At 41.6% G+C, this 15,920-nt stretch carries 10 protein-coding genes; 3 read left to right on the top strand and 7 right to left on the bottom strand.

Annotation, left to right across the window (positions count from 1 at the left end):
* Positions 1-84 precede the first annotated feature (84 nt).
* The 7 genes from LPTSP_RS00915 to LPTSP_RS00885 form a co-directional block, all read right to left on the bottom strand.
* Positions 85-990, bottom strand: coding sequence for a transglutaminase family protein (locus tag LPTSP_RS00915; RefSeq protein WP_108926976.1), 906 nt, complete (start codon positions 988-990; stop codon positions 85-87).
* On the bottom strand, positions 983-3,499 hold the full coding sequence (locus LPTSP_RS00910; RefSeq protein WP_108926975.1) for a circularly permuted type 2 ATP-grasp protein: 2,517 nt from the start codon (positions 3,497-3,499) through the stop codon (positions 983-985). Before LPTSP_RS00910 ends, LPTSP_RS00915 begins: the two co-directional genes overlap by 8 nt.
* A gap of 33 nt (positions 3,500-3,532) precedes the next feature.
* Positions 3,533-5,953: a TonB-dependent receptor family protein gene (locus LPTSP_RS00905; protein ID WP_108926974.1), complete on the bottom strand. Its 2,421-nt coding sequence runs from the start codon at positions 5,951-5,953 to the stop codon at positions 3,533-3,535.
* On the bottom strand, positions 5,953-7,233 hold the full coding sequence (locus tag LPTSP_RS00900; RefSeq protein ID WP_108926973.1) for an imelysin family protein: 1,281 nt from the start codon (positions 7,231-7,233) through the stop codon (positions 5,953-5,955). Before LPTSP_RS00900 ends, LPTSP_RS00905 begins: the two co-directional genes overlap by 1 nt.
* A gap of 111 nt (positions 7,234-7,344) precedes the next feature.
* Positions 7,345-10,632 (bottom strand): transglutaminase family protein, encoded by a 3,288-nt coding sequence (locus LPTSP_RS00895; protein WP_108926972.1) that lies wholly within the window; start codon positions 10,630-10,632, stop codon positions 7,345-7,347.
* A 2-nt stretch (positions 10,633-10,634) separates the two neighbouring features.
* Positions 10,635-11,579: an alpha-E domain-containing protein gene (locus LPTSP_RS00890; protein WP_108926971.1), complete on the bottom strand. Its 945-nt coding sequence runs from the start codon at positions 11,577-11,579 to the stop codon at positions 10,635-10,637.
* Positions 11,580-11,662: 83 nt separating this feature from the next.
* The gene (locus LPTSP_RS00885) at positions 11,663-13,087 is read right to left on the bottom strand and encodes a circularly permuted type 2 ATP-grasp protein (RefSeq protein ID WP_108926970.1); all 1,425 of its coding nucleotides are present in this window, start codon (positions 13,085-13,087) and stop codon (positions 11,663-11,665) included.
* Positions 13,088-13,414: 327 nt separating this feature from the next.
* Between LPTSP_RS00885 and LPTSP_RS00880 the strand changes: the two genes are divergently transcribed.
* The 3 genes from LPTSP_RS00880 (at position 13,415) to LPTSP_RS00870 (ending at position 15,879) form a co-directional block, all read left to right on the top strand.
* Positions 13,415-14,143 carry an SOS response-associated peptidase gene (locus tag LPTSP_RS00880; RefSeq protein ID WP_245915435.1) on the top strand — a complete coding sequence of 243 codons (729 nt, stop codon included), beginning with the start codon at positions 13,415-13,417 and terminating at the stop codon, positions 14,141-14,143.
* Between the two features lie 109 nt (positions 14,144-14,252).
* Positions 14,253-14,609: a S24 family peptidase gene (locus LPTSP_RS00875; RefSeq protein WP_245915434.1), complete on the top strand. Its 357-nt coding sequence runs from the start codon at positions 14,253-14,255 to the stop codon at positions 14,607-14,609.
* Entirely contained in the window at positions 14,587-15,879 is a 1,293-nt protein-coding gene (locus LPTSP_RS00870) for a Y-family DNA polymerase (protein WP_108926967.1), read from the top strand. The genes LPTSP_RS00875 and LPTSP_RS00870 overlap by 23 nt, the downstream gene beginning before the upstream one ends.
* Positions 15,880-15,920 lie beyond the last annotated feature (41 nt).

Genomic DNA, 15,920 nt, shown 5'->3' with positions numbered 1-15,920 from the left:
TTTCAACCTCGCTGCCCTGCTGCGCATGTAGGAACCCCTACAATCAACAAAACAACCTACGTTAGAACTCCAACAAACCGATCCTCAGATATGATTTCCGATCCCGTTATGATCTCCTAACTGAGAAACATCCACTTCCACCTTCAATTTATGTTTCCCGCCTCCGAATAAGATCCCTTTCAAAGGAGAAACATCCGAAAAATCCCGGCCTACAGAAGTATGGATATATTCGTCTGTGATCGCCTTTCCGTTTGTAGGATCAAAATCGAACCAACCTTGGCCCGGAGAATACACTGAGATCCACGCATGAGTTGCGTCACTTCCTCTCAACTTAGGCTTTCCTGGAGGAGGATAGGTTTCAATATAACCGGAAACATATTTACAAGGTAGTCCCATAGAACGAAACGCTGCCAAGGAAAGATGAGTGAAGTCCTGACAGACTCCTTCTTTTTTTTCCAAAACCTCGTCCAGAGGAGTGTAAATATGCGTACTTCCCGCCTTGAACTTAAAGTCTTCTCGGAATCTTTTTACATATTCCAAGACGGCGTCCTGATAGGGAAGATCCATAGGTAGATATTTTTCTAAAAAATTCTTATAAGAAACGGAACGGCTTACAAAGGACGAATCTCCTACGAATTCCATGGCCTCCATAGCTTCCTTTTCAGTAACTGTTTTCAATTTTTGTAATATTTCAGATGCTGAGATCGAAATTTGGTCTTTTTTCTTCTCCGGTTCTGAAGTGAAAACTTTTGCCTCCGCAGTCACTGACAGAACGTTATGAGGAGTTTCTACTGCGAAAGAATATACGGTATTTCCGAAATAATCCGTTCTGAATTCGGTATATTTAGGTTTAGGAAATATTTCTATCCTAAACTCCCTGCAAATCTGTCTTTCGTTAGATGTAGGACAAAGATGCGCCAGATTCAAACAGTGAGAAACTTCCTTCTCATAAGTATAATGAGTCAAGTGTCGAACGGAATACTCAGCCATAAGGTCCTCCCAATCTGACTTGGTTTTCCACATAGCGGAAGTATTTAGTGGCGACCGCATCGGAGACGGATTTTAATTGGGCCAGAATATCTTCTAACCATCTGCGGAGTCCTCCAGCAGGATCCGCATATTCGAAAATACGTTTTGCATCTTCTTCACCGAATCGGACTAAAACATCTCTAAGCCTTTGGATCTCTTCCGAAATTTCTTCGTCCTTTCCGGTGAATGAGAACAATGTATTCTCTCTTAATCTCTCCAATTGGAAAGCAAGCGAGCGAGGATTACTTTCGTCGAAGATCAGAATGTCCACGACTGATTCAGCTTCTATTCTATACTTATAACGTCTTCTGTAAGTGATACGTATATCGTTCACATTCAAAAGACTTTCGAACATACTTTTATTATATAAAGAAGCTCTTTCCATCGTAGCGAGTATCAGCTTGGTTAAGAACTGAGACCTCTCTAATCTTTTTCCCATATCCAAGAAGAAGTATCCGGTCTCACGGCTCATACTTTCATTTGCAAGTCCGGAGAGAGACGCAAACAGGTTCACAAGTTTTTGTAGGTATTCCAACACTTCGTCGTAACTGGAATTTCTCGGAGCCTCGGATTCTAACCTGGAAATCAAATAACGTGTATCGTCGGAAATCCTGTCCCGAACCGCCTTTGTAGTTCCCACAAAAAAGTTCAGATCGTGGCGGATACTTCCGGAAGAATATGGGGAAGTCGCCAATTGGAATATCTTCTCTCGGATGGAATCCAAAGAATCCAATCCGTTTGTTTCGAAAAACCCAAGGCTGTATCCTGAGAGTTGGTCCAAGATACCGAGTAGCATAGAGAATTGGTCCTTCTCATAGGACTCTTCCGCTTCCAAGATCTTGTGAACAGTTTCTCTGAGAAGTCTGGACATATTCTCGGCACGTTCCGCATAACGTCCCATCCAGAACATATTGTCCGCGACCCTACTTGGAATTCCGGAGCCCTTTCTTTTGATCGGTATCCTTCCGATCTGTCCTGGAAGAAGACTGAACTCCTTCTTCTCTTCCGAAGCTAAGATCCAAAGATCTTTGGAAATAGCTCCTCTTTGGTTCGTGATAATCAGTTCGTCCGCTTTAGGAGAAACCCTCACGAGTCCACCAGGCATACATGTATACCCGTTCTCAGAAAGACAGGTAAAAGTCCTTAAAACAGACTTACCGATCAGAAGTTCTTCCGAATCTCCTGAAAAAATAGGACAGGTGGAACCGGCCAGTATTTCTTGTGCCACATAACGTTCCGGCCTTGTTTCTACCTTGGTTCTCAGTTCGAACATTTCCTTATCTTTTAAAGTAGAAAGGAAAACAGAAGGATCCAAAGGAGAACGAATAGCGGGTTTGATCGCATACTTATGAGGATTGGAAAATACTTCTTTCCGGGAATTTTCGTCCCCCATCCAGAGAGTAGGAACATTCGGAAGGATCAGGTCCTCACCCAAATAAAACTTACATAGGTTAGGAAGATAAGCGTGGATCGCTCGATTCTCCAAAAATCCGGAACCGATTGGATTTGCCACAGTGACATTTCCCGCCCTCACAGCACCCAAGATACCCGGAACTCCCAAAAGAGAATCTCCCTTTAACTCGAGAGGATCCATGTACCAATCGTCCACCCGACGAAAGATTACATCCACTTGTTGTAGACCTTCGATCGTTTTTAGAAAGACCTTATTGTCCCTAACAGTCAGGTCCTCTGCTTGGGCCAAAATATATCCTAGGTAACCGGCAAGATACGCATGCTCGAAATAGGTTTCATTTCCCGGCCCGGGGGTAAGAAGAATTGTGAGAGGTTCCCTATCTCTATTAGAAGAAAATGAATTTAACGTTTTTCTTAATGCTCTGAAATATAAAGCAACTCTATGCACTTGAGAATCGCGATAGAGAGAAGGAAAAATACGAGAAAGAACGATACGATTTTCTAAAGCGTATCCTGAACCGGAGGGAGCCTGGACTCTATCTCCTATCACATAAAAATTCCCTTGCCCGTCCCTACTGATATCCGTGGCTAAGAATGCTAAACGGAAATTTGTAAAATCATAAACAGGAGCACAGGCTCTTAAAAATCCGCCTGACTGGAATAGGACTTCGTGAGGGATTTTTTTTTCGTATAAGGATCTTTTAGGACCGTAAACATCTTTTAGAATTTCGTTAAGTAGTTCGGATCTTTGGGCAAGACCTCTCTCGATCCCGTCCCATTCTTTGCTGTCCATGAGAAGAGGAAATAGATCCAGTCCCCAGACCCTTTCTCTTTCATCTCCATAGACATTATACGTCACTCCGCTTTCCTTTAGGATACGGAGACTATCTTCTTTGCGTCTTCTTAATTCTGCTCCGCCTAGATGATTTAAAGTGCGAAGTAAAAATTCGTATTTATCCCTGGATTTTCCGTCGGGGAGGCATAGCTCGTCATAGACTCCCGAGGCGGGTTTATATCCAGAGAGTAGATTGGCGGCCTGGGAAGTTCTCTGATTCATCTTCCGAGAGACATTTTCACCCCCCGTCCGATTTTAATCCAGCTTTAAAGTAGCTCCGATATTGATTTGTCTGTACGGTCCTTGTTGGATCCCCACAGGAAGTCTTCCGGAAATATAGACTCTATCTTCTAAATTTTTTCCATTCACGAAAATAGACCATCTTCCTCCGGGAGCCTCGTATCCGAAGTCGGCATTCCAAATTCCGTAAGCGGGAACCACACCTTGGCTTCCATCGGTACTTTGGTTTTTGGTATTCTGCAGATCGGAATATTGTTTGTCAAAATACTGATATTCTACTCTCGCATAGAATCCTGATGGGCTTTTCACTCCGATCGCACCAATAAAAACATTCATAGGAACGTAAGGCAGATAATTTCCGTTTGTGTTTACCTTGATCAGATTCCCTGTGGAGTTGATCGCATACAAAGGTTGGTTCGTGACACTCACTGTACCGTCTGCATTTTGTATCGTGCCCACTGGAACGTAAGTAGTAGAGATTGCCTTTGTATAAGAATAAGTAAATTCCAGAGGGATCTCCCATCTGGACTCTGCAAATTTTCCGAAATCGAAAACGAAATTACTTTCCACACCCCTGTTAACGGATCTTCCTGCATTGATCGGAACTGCTCCTAGTCCGGAGCCTGCTTCGTTCGTGTTCACGATCTGATTCGAAAAATATAATGCGTATGTACTGATCTGAGTATAGAAGTAGCGAGTGATATTTCCTCTAAATCCTGTCTCGTAGTTATTTGATCTTTCCGCGCTGAGTTTATAACCTAAACCCAATGCAGGATTTTGAACGGTAGAGAATGTAGGAGGAGAGAATGCGGTGTGAGCTCCCGCGAACCAGATAAACTTCTCCGTAATATCAAATGTAAGACCGATTCCCGGCAGAACTACTTTTGTATAAGTCTCGTTTGCATCATTTACTAAGATGGATTGACCGACTGTATTCGCATATCCCTTGGTCACGTCATCCGCTGTCGCAAGCCTTCTATGAGTATATACTCCTTGGAAGATATGTTCGTAACGAACTCCAGGGATCACCTTAAACTTGTCGGTAACCTTAATTGAATCTTGGACGTACAAGGCATAAGCTCTAGCGTTACGATTCTGCTGCTGTGTGGTAAGTCCTTTTGTAAGAGTCGGATAAGGAAATACATTATTCGCAGCATTTACGGATTCATAATGCATTCTCGCCCCAAAAGCGATCTCATGATCCAAACCGAATGTATTAAATTTACCTTCTACCTTAGTTTCCAAACCGCCGGTCTTAAAGAAAGAATGTCTGTTTGGAGTGGAATTTAACATGTAAATCACATCTCCAGGCTGGTTTCCTATAATATCCGGAGCATAGACGCCGACTGCATTTTCAGGAGGTCTTGCGGGAAAACCGAATTCGGTCATATTATTATGAGAATAAGATTCCTGACGAAATAGGAAGCCTACATTGGTCCAGTATGCTCTTGTGATCATCTTCCAATTTTCATTAAAAGTATGATCGTGACCTATAACTGCAGCTTGTCTCTCGATCGACTTTTGGTCGTATCTAGCAGGATTGATCCGGGGATTTCTCCAATACAAACCTTGGGTCAGTCCCAAATACGTTGACTGCGCCTCTTGCTGGTAGGATTGGTATTTTAGAAAAACAGAATCCTTCTCTCCCAATTTCTGGATCAACTTCAGGTTCAGATCGTTTACTCTAAAACCTTGGTAATCTCTAAAACCGTTTCCTTGGTTACGCATATAAGAAATATCATAACCAGTATTCGTAGTTTGGTTAGTTCCACCGTATTGCAAAAGACTGGAAGCATAACCGTTCGTTCCTCCGATCACCTTTGCACTAAAAGTAGGTTTTTCGGGAGGTTTACGGGTCACATAGTTGACAATACCGCCTAGAGTTGTTGGTCCAAAAAGAATGGAGCCGGAACCTTTTACAACTTCTACCCTTTCCATCCGATCAATATGAGGCACAAAATAACTTTCGGGTTGTCCGTAAGGGCTCAAAGAAGTGAAAACTCCGTCTTCTAAGATCAAAGTTTTTCTGGATTCTTCATTACTCACACCTCTGAATGCGATATTCGGAGTAAGACCCACTGCATCTTGATAACGGATCGTAGCACCAGGAACTCTTCGCAAAGCTTCCATGGAATCGATAGGATTTGTTTCTTTTAAGACCTTTTTACCGATCACATTCGCAGAGCCGGGGATCTTTTTGATATCATCATCTTTAGCGCCGATCACGTTGATCTGACCGCTTTCTAAAAATCTTCTTTTCTTTTCTGCGATCGATTCCTCTTGTTTGGACTCTTCTTTTTTAGAAGGATCTTCTTGCTCAGCTTGTGAAGAAGTCCCGTTCGTCCCTGCATTTCCGTTAGGCTGGGAGAAAAGAAAAGAATTAGAAAAAATGAAAATACTTAAAATAAGAGAAGAACGGAATCGTTTTCGGAACATCAATCTCCGTCCCCTCCTGGTCCACCTGAAATCGGACTTGAGCCGGTAAGAGCGGCTAACTCGGTATTCAAAATTGTCAATAATTCACCTAACTCTTCAATGCTCGACTTGATCGCGGTAAAATTCGCAGCATTGGAACTTCCCCAAGCAGTGGAAGGATCGGAAGGCGAAAGAGAAGGAGTTATATCTCCTAGATGTTCTTCTAGTTCTGCCATCTCACCTTTAATTTCTTCGTCTAATTCAGGACTATAGAATTTTACATAATCGGAAAGCCCTGTACCGGTTCCGTTCCCTGTATAGATCGCTTTAAAAATAGTAAAATTATCTATTAAGTTCTGGAAAGATTGTCCTGAAAATCTGGACTCTGCACGGTCCGACTTGGGAGAAGAACCGTTCCCTCCTCCGGAAAGCCCCGCAGGAATTTCCAGTTTTCCATCTTTCATGATCGTTAAAAGTTGGACAGCTCCCGCAAAAACAGCGTCTAACGCGGCATCCGAACTTGGAAAAGTAGCAGAAGTTCCGTTCCCGGCAGTTGCGAGCTGTGTGCCTAAAGGATTTGTTCCGCTCACGTCCCAGGCAGTCGTAACATTCTGCACATGCCCACTATATTCTAAAACTAATGCTCTCAAAAGAGCGGCCTTCCCGTCCGGAGCGGACGGAAAATCGGAACAACTTGGAGCAGTCCCTCTATTCACTCCAGGTCTACTGAAAAGAAGATACTCTATTGCACTGATCCCCTTCTCCATATTTTTCATTTGGCCTATAGCTTGTTGTGCATCGGAAAGATCACCGACGGTAAATGAATCCAAAACATCCAACCCTTCCGTTGTGCTAGGTGGAGACACGGTTAGATAATTGATCAGGAAGGGATCCATTCTAGAAAAGTAAGCAAGAGTAGATCCGAAACGAAAAGGTTCTACTTTTTTCAGATCGGATTTATGCGCGATCCATGCCGCCTGCGCAGCAGCTAAAGAATCAGTGACACAAAGATCATTTGTTGCATTTACAAGTGCAAGCCTACTCGTTTCTAAATTCGTAAAAAGAGGAGGAATAATATTATTTCCTAAATTCTGCAAAAGAGATCTAGGATCGAATGAATTGAACATCTGGTAGAGATATCCATTCGTATTTGCCGCACCGGATGCGGAGTTTTTATGAGAGCAGGAAATAAGAATGGAAAGTAAGAAAATACTTAGAATGATCCAAGCAGCAAGGATAGTCTTTTTGATCCTGAAAAACCTGCCGAATCGTCTGCTTTGAACAGAATTGTTTTGTCGCATAGTTCCCTCGAAACTGGGTTCTTTATCTTGAGAATCAGAATTATTTTTCTAGAACTGGAGGCAACTGTTTTTGAGATTAGATCTCACAAACTAAGCTTGATAAATATTAACTTATTCAATCCAACGAAGGTCCATTGTATAACCGCTCGATTGTTTCAATCGTTTTGGCTCGGAACCATCTAGGGCAGAATGACCATCCGCTAAAAATCTGGAGATCCTGCGGGACTCGGCTTCATATGAATTTACGGGGAATGTATCGTATGCTCTTCCGCCTGGATGAGAAACATAATAACGACAACCACCTAAGGGACGAGAAGACCAACTGTCCCAAACATCAAACACCAAGGGAGTATGGACCGGAAGATTCGGATGTAGAGTGAATACAGGATTCCAAGCCTTGAAACGAATTCCGGAAACAGCTTCTCCTTTTCTGCCGGTGCCTTTGAGAGGAACCTCGTAGCCATTGCAGCTGAGAAGATAACGATCGCTCCAACCTTCTACCTTTACTTGCAATCTTTCTAATGCAGAGTCCACTGATCTGGAAGTTCCGAAAGAAGACGACTCTTCACCGAGAACATTCCAAGGCTCTAATGCCATTCTAAGTTCTAAGAATACTTCTTCTCTTTGTGTTTTGCCATACACAGGAAAACGAAATTCGAAAAATGGTAGGAACTCCTCTTCTTGGAATGCAAATCCATGATCTTTTAGATCTTTCAGAACATCCTTAAAATCGCTCCAAACATAATGAGGAAGAAGAAAACGATCATGCAGCTCCGTTCCCCAATGGATAGGGGACTTTACATACGGTTTTTCCCAAAATCTGCAGAGTAAAGATAAGACCAAGAGTTGTTGCACCACGCTCATCTTATAATGAGGAGGCATTTCAAATCCTCTTAGTTCCACAAGACCCAAACGAGGCCCGGACGGTGGATACAGTTTGTCTATAGAAATTTCTGCTCTATGAGTATTCCCAGTTAGGTCCACAAGCAGGTTCCGGAAAAGACGGTCCACAAGCCAAGGATTTGGTTCTTTAATTTTATCTAATTGAGAAGAAGCTAATTCATATTCGTATAATATTTCATCCCTACCCTCGTCCAACCTCGGAGCCTGGGAGGTAGGGCCGATAAACAGACCGGAAAAAAGATAAGAAAGAGAAGGATGATGCTGCCAATAACTTACCAAACTGCGAAGAAGGTCGGGTCTTCGCAAGAATGGACTGTCTTCCGGAGACATGGCACCTACAGTGATATGATTTCCACCTCCAGTTCCTGTATGTCTTCCATCGACCTGGAATTTTTCCGCACTTAAGCCTAGATCCTTTGCTTCTTCATATAAGATACGGGTCTTCTCTTCCAGCTCTTTGAAATTAGAAGAAGGATGTAAATTTACTTCTAATACTCCCGGATCTGGCGTTATCCGAAATAGACCTAACCTTGCATCGGAAGGAGGTTCATAACCTTCTAAAACGATCTGTACTCCTGACTTTTCGGAAGCAAATTCCAAAGAAGAGATCAGATCCAACCAAGGTTCCAATCCTTCGACAGGAGGCAGGAATACATGAATAGAACCAAGTCTCGGCTCAATGACCAAAGTAGTACGGATCGGAAGATCTTTTCCTTCCGGAAAAAATTTTGGTTCTTTAGAAGATCTTTTAGTTAAAATAGAATCCAGATCCTTTCGAGAGCGTAATTTTTTACTCTTGGATAGATCCGTAAGAATCGCATTCGGCCGGAAATTCTCCGAGATCGAAGAAAAAGGCAACCTAAAACCGGCGGGACTGTCTCCCGGCATCAAATATAATCTTTCTCTTTTATATTTCCACTCAGAACTTTCCCATTCCGATTTTGTATAATTAAATTGTAATGGAATTGCGATCGCTTTTTTGATCTTGAAGTCTCGATCCATCAAGGAGAGAACCTTCTTCCTCTCTAAGGCTTCGAAAGAAAAATCCTCCGAATTAAAATCCTGGCTCTTAGGATCCTTCCATTCGGGAAGTTGCCCTTCTTTCCATAAATAATAAAAACCGTCCTCGTACAAAGGGACCATATGTTTGGGAGAAATTCCTAAGGTTTTACAAACTTCTTCTCCGAAACTCTCGGATGATATTAAGTCCTTATCTAAATCTTTTTTTTCTTTTTCGGAAGAAGAAGAGAATAATCCTTCGTTCTTCCATAATGTCTCCCCGTCCTTTCTCCAAAAAACGTTCAAGGACCAGCGAGGCAAAGGTTCTCCAGGATACCATTTTCCTTGGGTCACCTGGACCAAAGAACCGGGTGAAAATTTTTTACGAAGCCTAGTGAGAAGTGTTTCGCCTAACTCTAGTTTTTCTTTTCCAATTGCAAGAGTGTTCCACTGAGGATCCTGCCTGGAAGTATCCGAAATAAAAGTGGGTTCTCCACCGATAGAAACGCGAATATCATTTTTTTTGCATTTAGCATCCAGATCCTTTCCAAGCTTTAATACTCTATCCCAAGTAGGATCCGAATAAGGTTTAGTGACCCTGGGGGATTCCTGAAATCTTTTGACCTCCATCCTGAATCCGAACTTGGACTCTGCCGGATCTGAATATCCGAATACAGGAGAAGCGCTTCCGGGTTCGGGAACAGCCGCCAAAGGAATATGACCTTCTCCAGCAAATAATCCGGAAGTTGGGTCCAAACCCACCCAGCCTGCTCCTGGTAGGAACACCTCCGCCCATGCATGAAGGTCGGTAAAATCTTCCTTTGCTCCGGAAGGCCCATGGAGGGAAACCTCGTCTGGTTTTAATTGGATCAAATAACCGGAAACAAATCTAGATGCGAGACCGATATGTCTTAAGATCTGAACGAGTAAAAATGCAGAGTCTCTGCAAGAACCAGATCGTCTTTCCAAAGTTTCCGTACAGGTCTGGACTCCTGGTTCCATTCGGATCACATAAGAAACGTCCTGGTAAACTCTTTGATTTAAGCCAACCAAGAAGTCCACTGTGCGCTTTGATTTTAGAATGCCGTCTTTTCGTAAGCCGGAAATATAATTAGCGAGTGCGTTACTCCCATCTGTGGCGCTTAAGTAAGGAAGAAGTTCCTTCCTTAAAGCATCCGAATAAATAAAAGGAGTTTCTTCTGCGTCAGGCTCCAAGAAAAAATCGAATGGATTGATGACTTGGATCTCCGCCACCAGATCCACGAGTATTTTTAATTTTTCAGTCTTCTTAGGAAATACCAATCTTGCTTGGTAATTCCCGAAAGGATCTTGTTGCCAGTTTAAAAATTGTTCGGAAGGTTCTACCAAAAGAGAATAAGAAACGATCCTAGTCCTGGAATGAGGAGCCGGCCTCAATCGAATGATATGAGGGGATAAAGCAACAGGCCTGTCATATTCGTAAGAAGTTTCGTGAGTGAGAGACACTAATAAGGACATGATCAATTCCTAAAATAGGTTTCGTCTAATTGTGCAGCGATCCCGTTCAATCTCACCTGTAATTGGTCCAAATACTCATGCATACCTGAGGAAAAGATCTCGTCTATAGAGGCGTAGTTCATTTCGGAAAGAAGAACACCTACTCTCTTCTCCGTTTCGTCCCCGTAACTGTCCTTATCGGTCCCGCTTAAAACTTTCAGACTATCGAATGTTTTGGACAAACAAAAGCGTATCGCTCTCGGAAAAATTTTATCCAAGATCAGGAACTCAGCTATATTCTTAGGAGTGATCCTCGTATAAAAACGATTGAACATCTCGTGAGCGCTTGCGGATTTCAGAAGAGAAAGCCATTGGATCAGATCCAAGGTGGATCCAACTTCTTCCCTGGAAGGAAGAAGTATAAAGTATTTCATATCCAGGATACGAGTGGTCTTATCAGCTCTTTCCAACAATCTTCCGAGTAAAGCAAAATGCCAAACCTCGTCGTGAGAGATAGTGGCCTCTTGGCAACCGTAGAACAATAGACATTGATTCCGGATTGCCTTGAAGAACTCAGCAATGCCTGGCATATCAGAGTCTTCAAATTTTCTTTTGGATTTTATCGTAAGATAGAATTCGTTGATCACTTCCCACATAGGAGTGGAAATATTTTCTCGGACGGTCCTCGCGTTTTCTCTAGCTCGAATCAAACAGTTCATGATAGAATTCGGATTTTCAATATCCAAACTCATAAAATGGATCACATTTTCTTTGCTAGGAATATTATACTTTCTAGAAAATAATTCATTATCTCCGGTGGTATACACCAAAGGCATCCATTGTCTGTTGGAGTCCTCGTTCAGATCCAAGGAAAGCTGAAAATTCACATCCAAAAAACGTGAATAATTCTCGGCCCTTTCCATATAACGATTCATCCAATATACGGATTCAGCGACTCGGCTTAGCATTAGGAAACCTCTCTAGTTTTGTGATTTTTTTCGGTTCCGCTTTGGTATTTCCCTGATTGCCAGTTCTTCTTCTTTTTTTGATATTAACCCATCACCCAAGTATCTTTAGAGCCGCCACCTTGGGAAGAATTCACAACCAAGGAACCTCTTCTCAAAGCAACCCTGGTCAAACCGCCAGGCATCACATAGATCTCTTCTCCGTATAAGATAAAAGGTCTTAGATCCACATGTCTTCCTTCTAACTTATCCTCTATCAACGTAGGGATCCTGGATAAACTCAAAACAGGTTGAGCTATATAATTTCTTGGGTCTGCTTTAACTTTCCCAACGAATTCCTCTTTTTCCTTTTCGCTAGCGACAGGACCTATGATCATTCCATATCCTCCCGCTCCGTTAGCCGCCTTTACGACTAGGTTTCCTATATTCTCGCAGACATATTTCAGGTCATTCTCCCTAGAACATAGATACGTAGGAACGTTAGGAATAATCGGCTCTTCTCCCAGATAATACTTAATAAAATCCGGAACATAGGAATAGATCACCTTATCGTCGGCAACACCGGTTCCTGGAGCGTTAGCAAGCGCAACATTTCCTTTTTTAAAGACTTCGAATAGACCAGGAACACCCAGAAGAGAATCCTTGCGGAAAGTTTTAGGATCCATAAAGGTATCGTCTATCCTTCTGTATAGAACATCCACCTGCTTTAAGCCCTTGGTAGTCCTCATATACAATTTATCGTCTCTTACAGTAAGGTCCGTGCCTTCCACCAAAGGAACTCCCATACGAGATGCGAGAAAACTGTGTTCGTAATAGGCAGAGTTATAGATCCCAGGAGTTAGAACTCCAATATTCGGGTTAGGTTTATCGGAAAGATGCTCTAACATCCCACGAAGCCGGATCGGATAGTCGTAGATCGGTCTTACGGAAAGACTCGCAAAAAGTTCCGGGAAAGTTTTTTTCATCACTTCACGATTTTCTAATACATAAGAAACACCGGAAGGACAACGTAAATTATCCTCAAGGACAAGCATTTGTCCATCCCCGTCACGCACAAGATCCGTTCCGGTAATATGGATCCAAATCCCTTTTGGAGGTTTAATCCCTTTACATTCTTTTAAATAACCGGAACTGCTATAAACGATCTCTGCAGGGATCACTCCATCCTTAATGATCTTTTCATCTCCGTATATATCTTGGATGAAAAGATTTAATGCGCGTATCCTTTGTTTGAGACCTTCTTCCATTCTTTTCCATTCGAAAGAAGTTACGATCCGAGGAATGATATCGAAAGGCATGATCCTTTCCTCTTCTTCGTCATCTCCGTACACGTTAAAGGTGATTCCCAAGGAAAGAAGTGCCTTTTCTGCGGAAGCCTTCCGCTTCAAAAGCTCCTTATCATCCATCCCTTCGATCCTGGATTTTAAGATATGATAACTCTGGCGAATTCCGCCCTCTTCTGAGAACATTTCGTCGTAAAAGGAATCCGTTTGGTAATTAGTCAGGAGCATAGAATCCTCCTCCTATGTATCTGAAGGAGACTAATTTTGCTCTTAATAAACAAGCAGAAATTAAATTATTCGCTTATTTTTTATACTGATTATTCATCAATGCTCAAATATTAAACATTTTATCAAAATAATGATCCAAGTGCGGGGAAAGGAATCTGATTTTTGGGGGAAATGGGGGAAATTGGAGGTAGCAGATGTGGGGTGATAGATTGGAAGGGAACGAGGTTATAGGATGGGAGCAAAATCGCTTCAAGGGACCACGACAGACATTCAACATAATATTATAACTTTCTTTTTGATTAATTTCTTGAACTACCTTAATCTCTTTTGTTCATTCAAGTGATGTGCTCTCGTGTTGCTCAATCTAATCGTTGGTCAAAAGCTCAACCTTTCCTTTTTGCAAATCTGGAGAAGGAAAGGAAAAGCAGATACAATATCACTTTAACTGATAAAGCTGATATCATTCTTAAACCAGGGATTGATTATACAGTCGAAGATGCAGTTTTTTGGTTAATAAATGAAGGCGCCGCGAGTTATAAAGAAGCTATGCAGTATTCTACTTTTAATGCAAAATGCGAGACTATCTTTGATCTCAAATCTTTTAAAAACAGAATTTATAATATGAGATGTATTGTTCCTGTCGACGCATTTTACGAAGCGATGGGTAAACCAGGAAGTAAGCAACCCTACGCGATAAGATTAAAAGATCGGGAACCGTTCGGAATGGCAGGCGTTTATTCAGTTTGGCAAGATCCAGAAACTAAAACGAATATATATACTTTCTCTATCATTACTACAGTAGCTAATGATCTTGTCGCGAAGTATCACGAAAAAGCACGTATGCCAGTTATTCTTCCTCCTGTAAGTTTTGAGCTTTGGTTGGATGAAAAATTAAACAGCAAAGAAGATATTTCTGCATTCTTTCAAAGTTATCCTGCTGAGCAGATGGAAGTTTTTCCCGTTTCTAAGAATGTAATTAGCACAAAGCACCGCATTTTCGGAGAAGAATGCCTGCAAGAAGTTCCAACAGAAGAAAACTCACCAAATTTGTTTTGAAGTACTTGCCTTTTTCCCACATTCACTATACATATGATTATATATGAGTCAAGCTCGAATTTATATAGAAAACATTAGCACGAAGATTCCTTTTTTACGGGTTCCTTTGATGGCCGGCTTCCCGAAACCCTCTGAGGATTATTTTCAAAAGAGATTAGATCCGAAGGAGTTGTTGGAACAAAATCCCGCAACGACGTTTTACATGCGTATTTCAGGAAACACCTGGAAAAGGCATGGGATTGTTGATAAAGATTTTTTAGTCATCGATAGATCCTTAGAACCAAGTCATGGAAAAATGGCCGTCGTCACTTACATGGGTGATTTTTCGATAAGACGGATAGGTAAGATCCAAGGTCGTTTGTGTTTCCTGGAGTTAGATGAAAAAGCAAACATTGTTCCCGTTGAGTTAGAGAGCGATGTTCAGATATGGGGTATAATAACCTTTGTCATCCATCGATGTAAATAGGAATCGAATTTTCGCTTTAGTTGACGTAAATGATTTCTATGTATCTTGCGAAAGACTTTTTAAACCAGATCTGAATGGTAAGCCAGTCGTTGTCATGTCAAACAACGATGGCTGTGCTGTCTCTCGAAGTGAAGAGGCGAAAGCTCTTGGGATACGAATGGGAATGCCAGTTTTCCAAGCCAGAGAAATTCTCCAAGGTAGGGAACTAATTACATTATCGAGCAATTATACCTTGTATGGCGATATTAGTTTTCGATTCCAGGAAACCTTAGAATCTCTTTGCCCAAATATTGAACCTTACTCTATCGATGAATGTTTTCTAGAACTTACCGATCTAGCTGAAGCCAAGAAAGATTTATATTCATTCGCTCAATTAATTAAACAACGAGTAGAACGATGGCTTGGTATTCCTGTATGCGTTGGAGTGGGAGCTACAAAAACATTAGCTAAAGTTGCAAACCAATTAGCTAAATCTAACATTAAACATCGTGGAGTTTTTATGATACCGAATAATAAAATCTCATCTATCTTATCCAAAGTACCGGTAGCAGATATTTGGGGAATAGGTCCGGCCTACCAAAGACTACTTATGGAAAATGGAATAGAATCCGCCTACGATTTTAGTCAGCTGAGAAAGGATTGGATTCGTAAAAATATGACCGTCGTTGGACTGAGAACCGCTTATGAACTTTGTGGATTTTCCTGCTATGATTTAGAAACTAACCCTCAAACGAAAAAGGAAATAGTAGTAGCAAGAGCGTTCGGCGAAAGAGTTAAAGATTTAGAATCTCTGATAGAAGCAACATGCACTTATCTATTACGCGCAGTAGAAAAGCTTTGGAAGGAAAATCGATTCGCTCAAACTTTAACTATCTATATTCGTACCGATCCTTTCAGAAAGGAGGAAAAACAATATTCGCAAGCTGTCCGAGTAGAAATTCCGGTAGCAACGCATGATCTTATGGAACTTCAAGATTATTGCATTCAAGCTCTGAAACAAATATATAAGCCGAATATTCTCTATAAAAAATCCGGAGTAATGTTGTCCGATTTAGTTAAAATGGAAGAAATTCAAGCAGATATTTTCTATAAGCCTAAAGATTCCAAGATTACAAAACTAATCACAAGCATTAATGCCAACTTCGTGTCGGGTAAGGTTAGAACCGCTATTACAGGGTTTGGTTATCGAAATTGGAGAATGCGAAGAGGCAAAATATCTCCATTCTACACTTCAAAGTGGAAAGATGTTCCTGTAATAAAATCAAAATGACCTAATAAATTAGAAAGTGCAAGGTTAATGAACCTTACATA

The organism is Leptospira johnsonii (assembly GCF_003112675.1).
Classification (GTDB): Bacteria; Spirochaetota; Leptospiria; order Leptospirales; family Leptospiraceae; genus Leptospira_B; species Leptospira_B johnsonii.
Note: the sequence above shows the minus strand (reverse complement) of the source record. Positions and strands in the feature narration are given on the sequence as shown.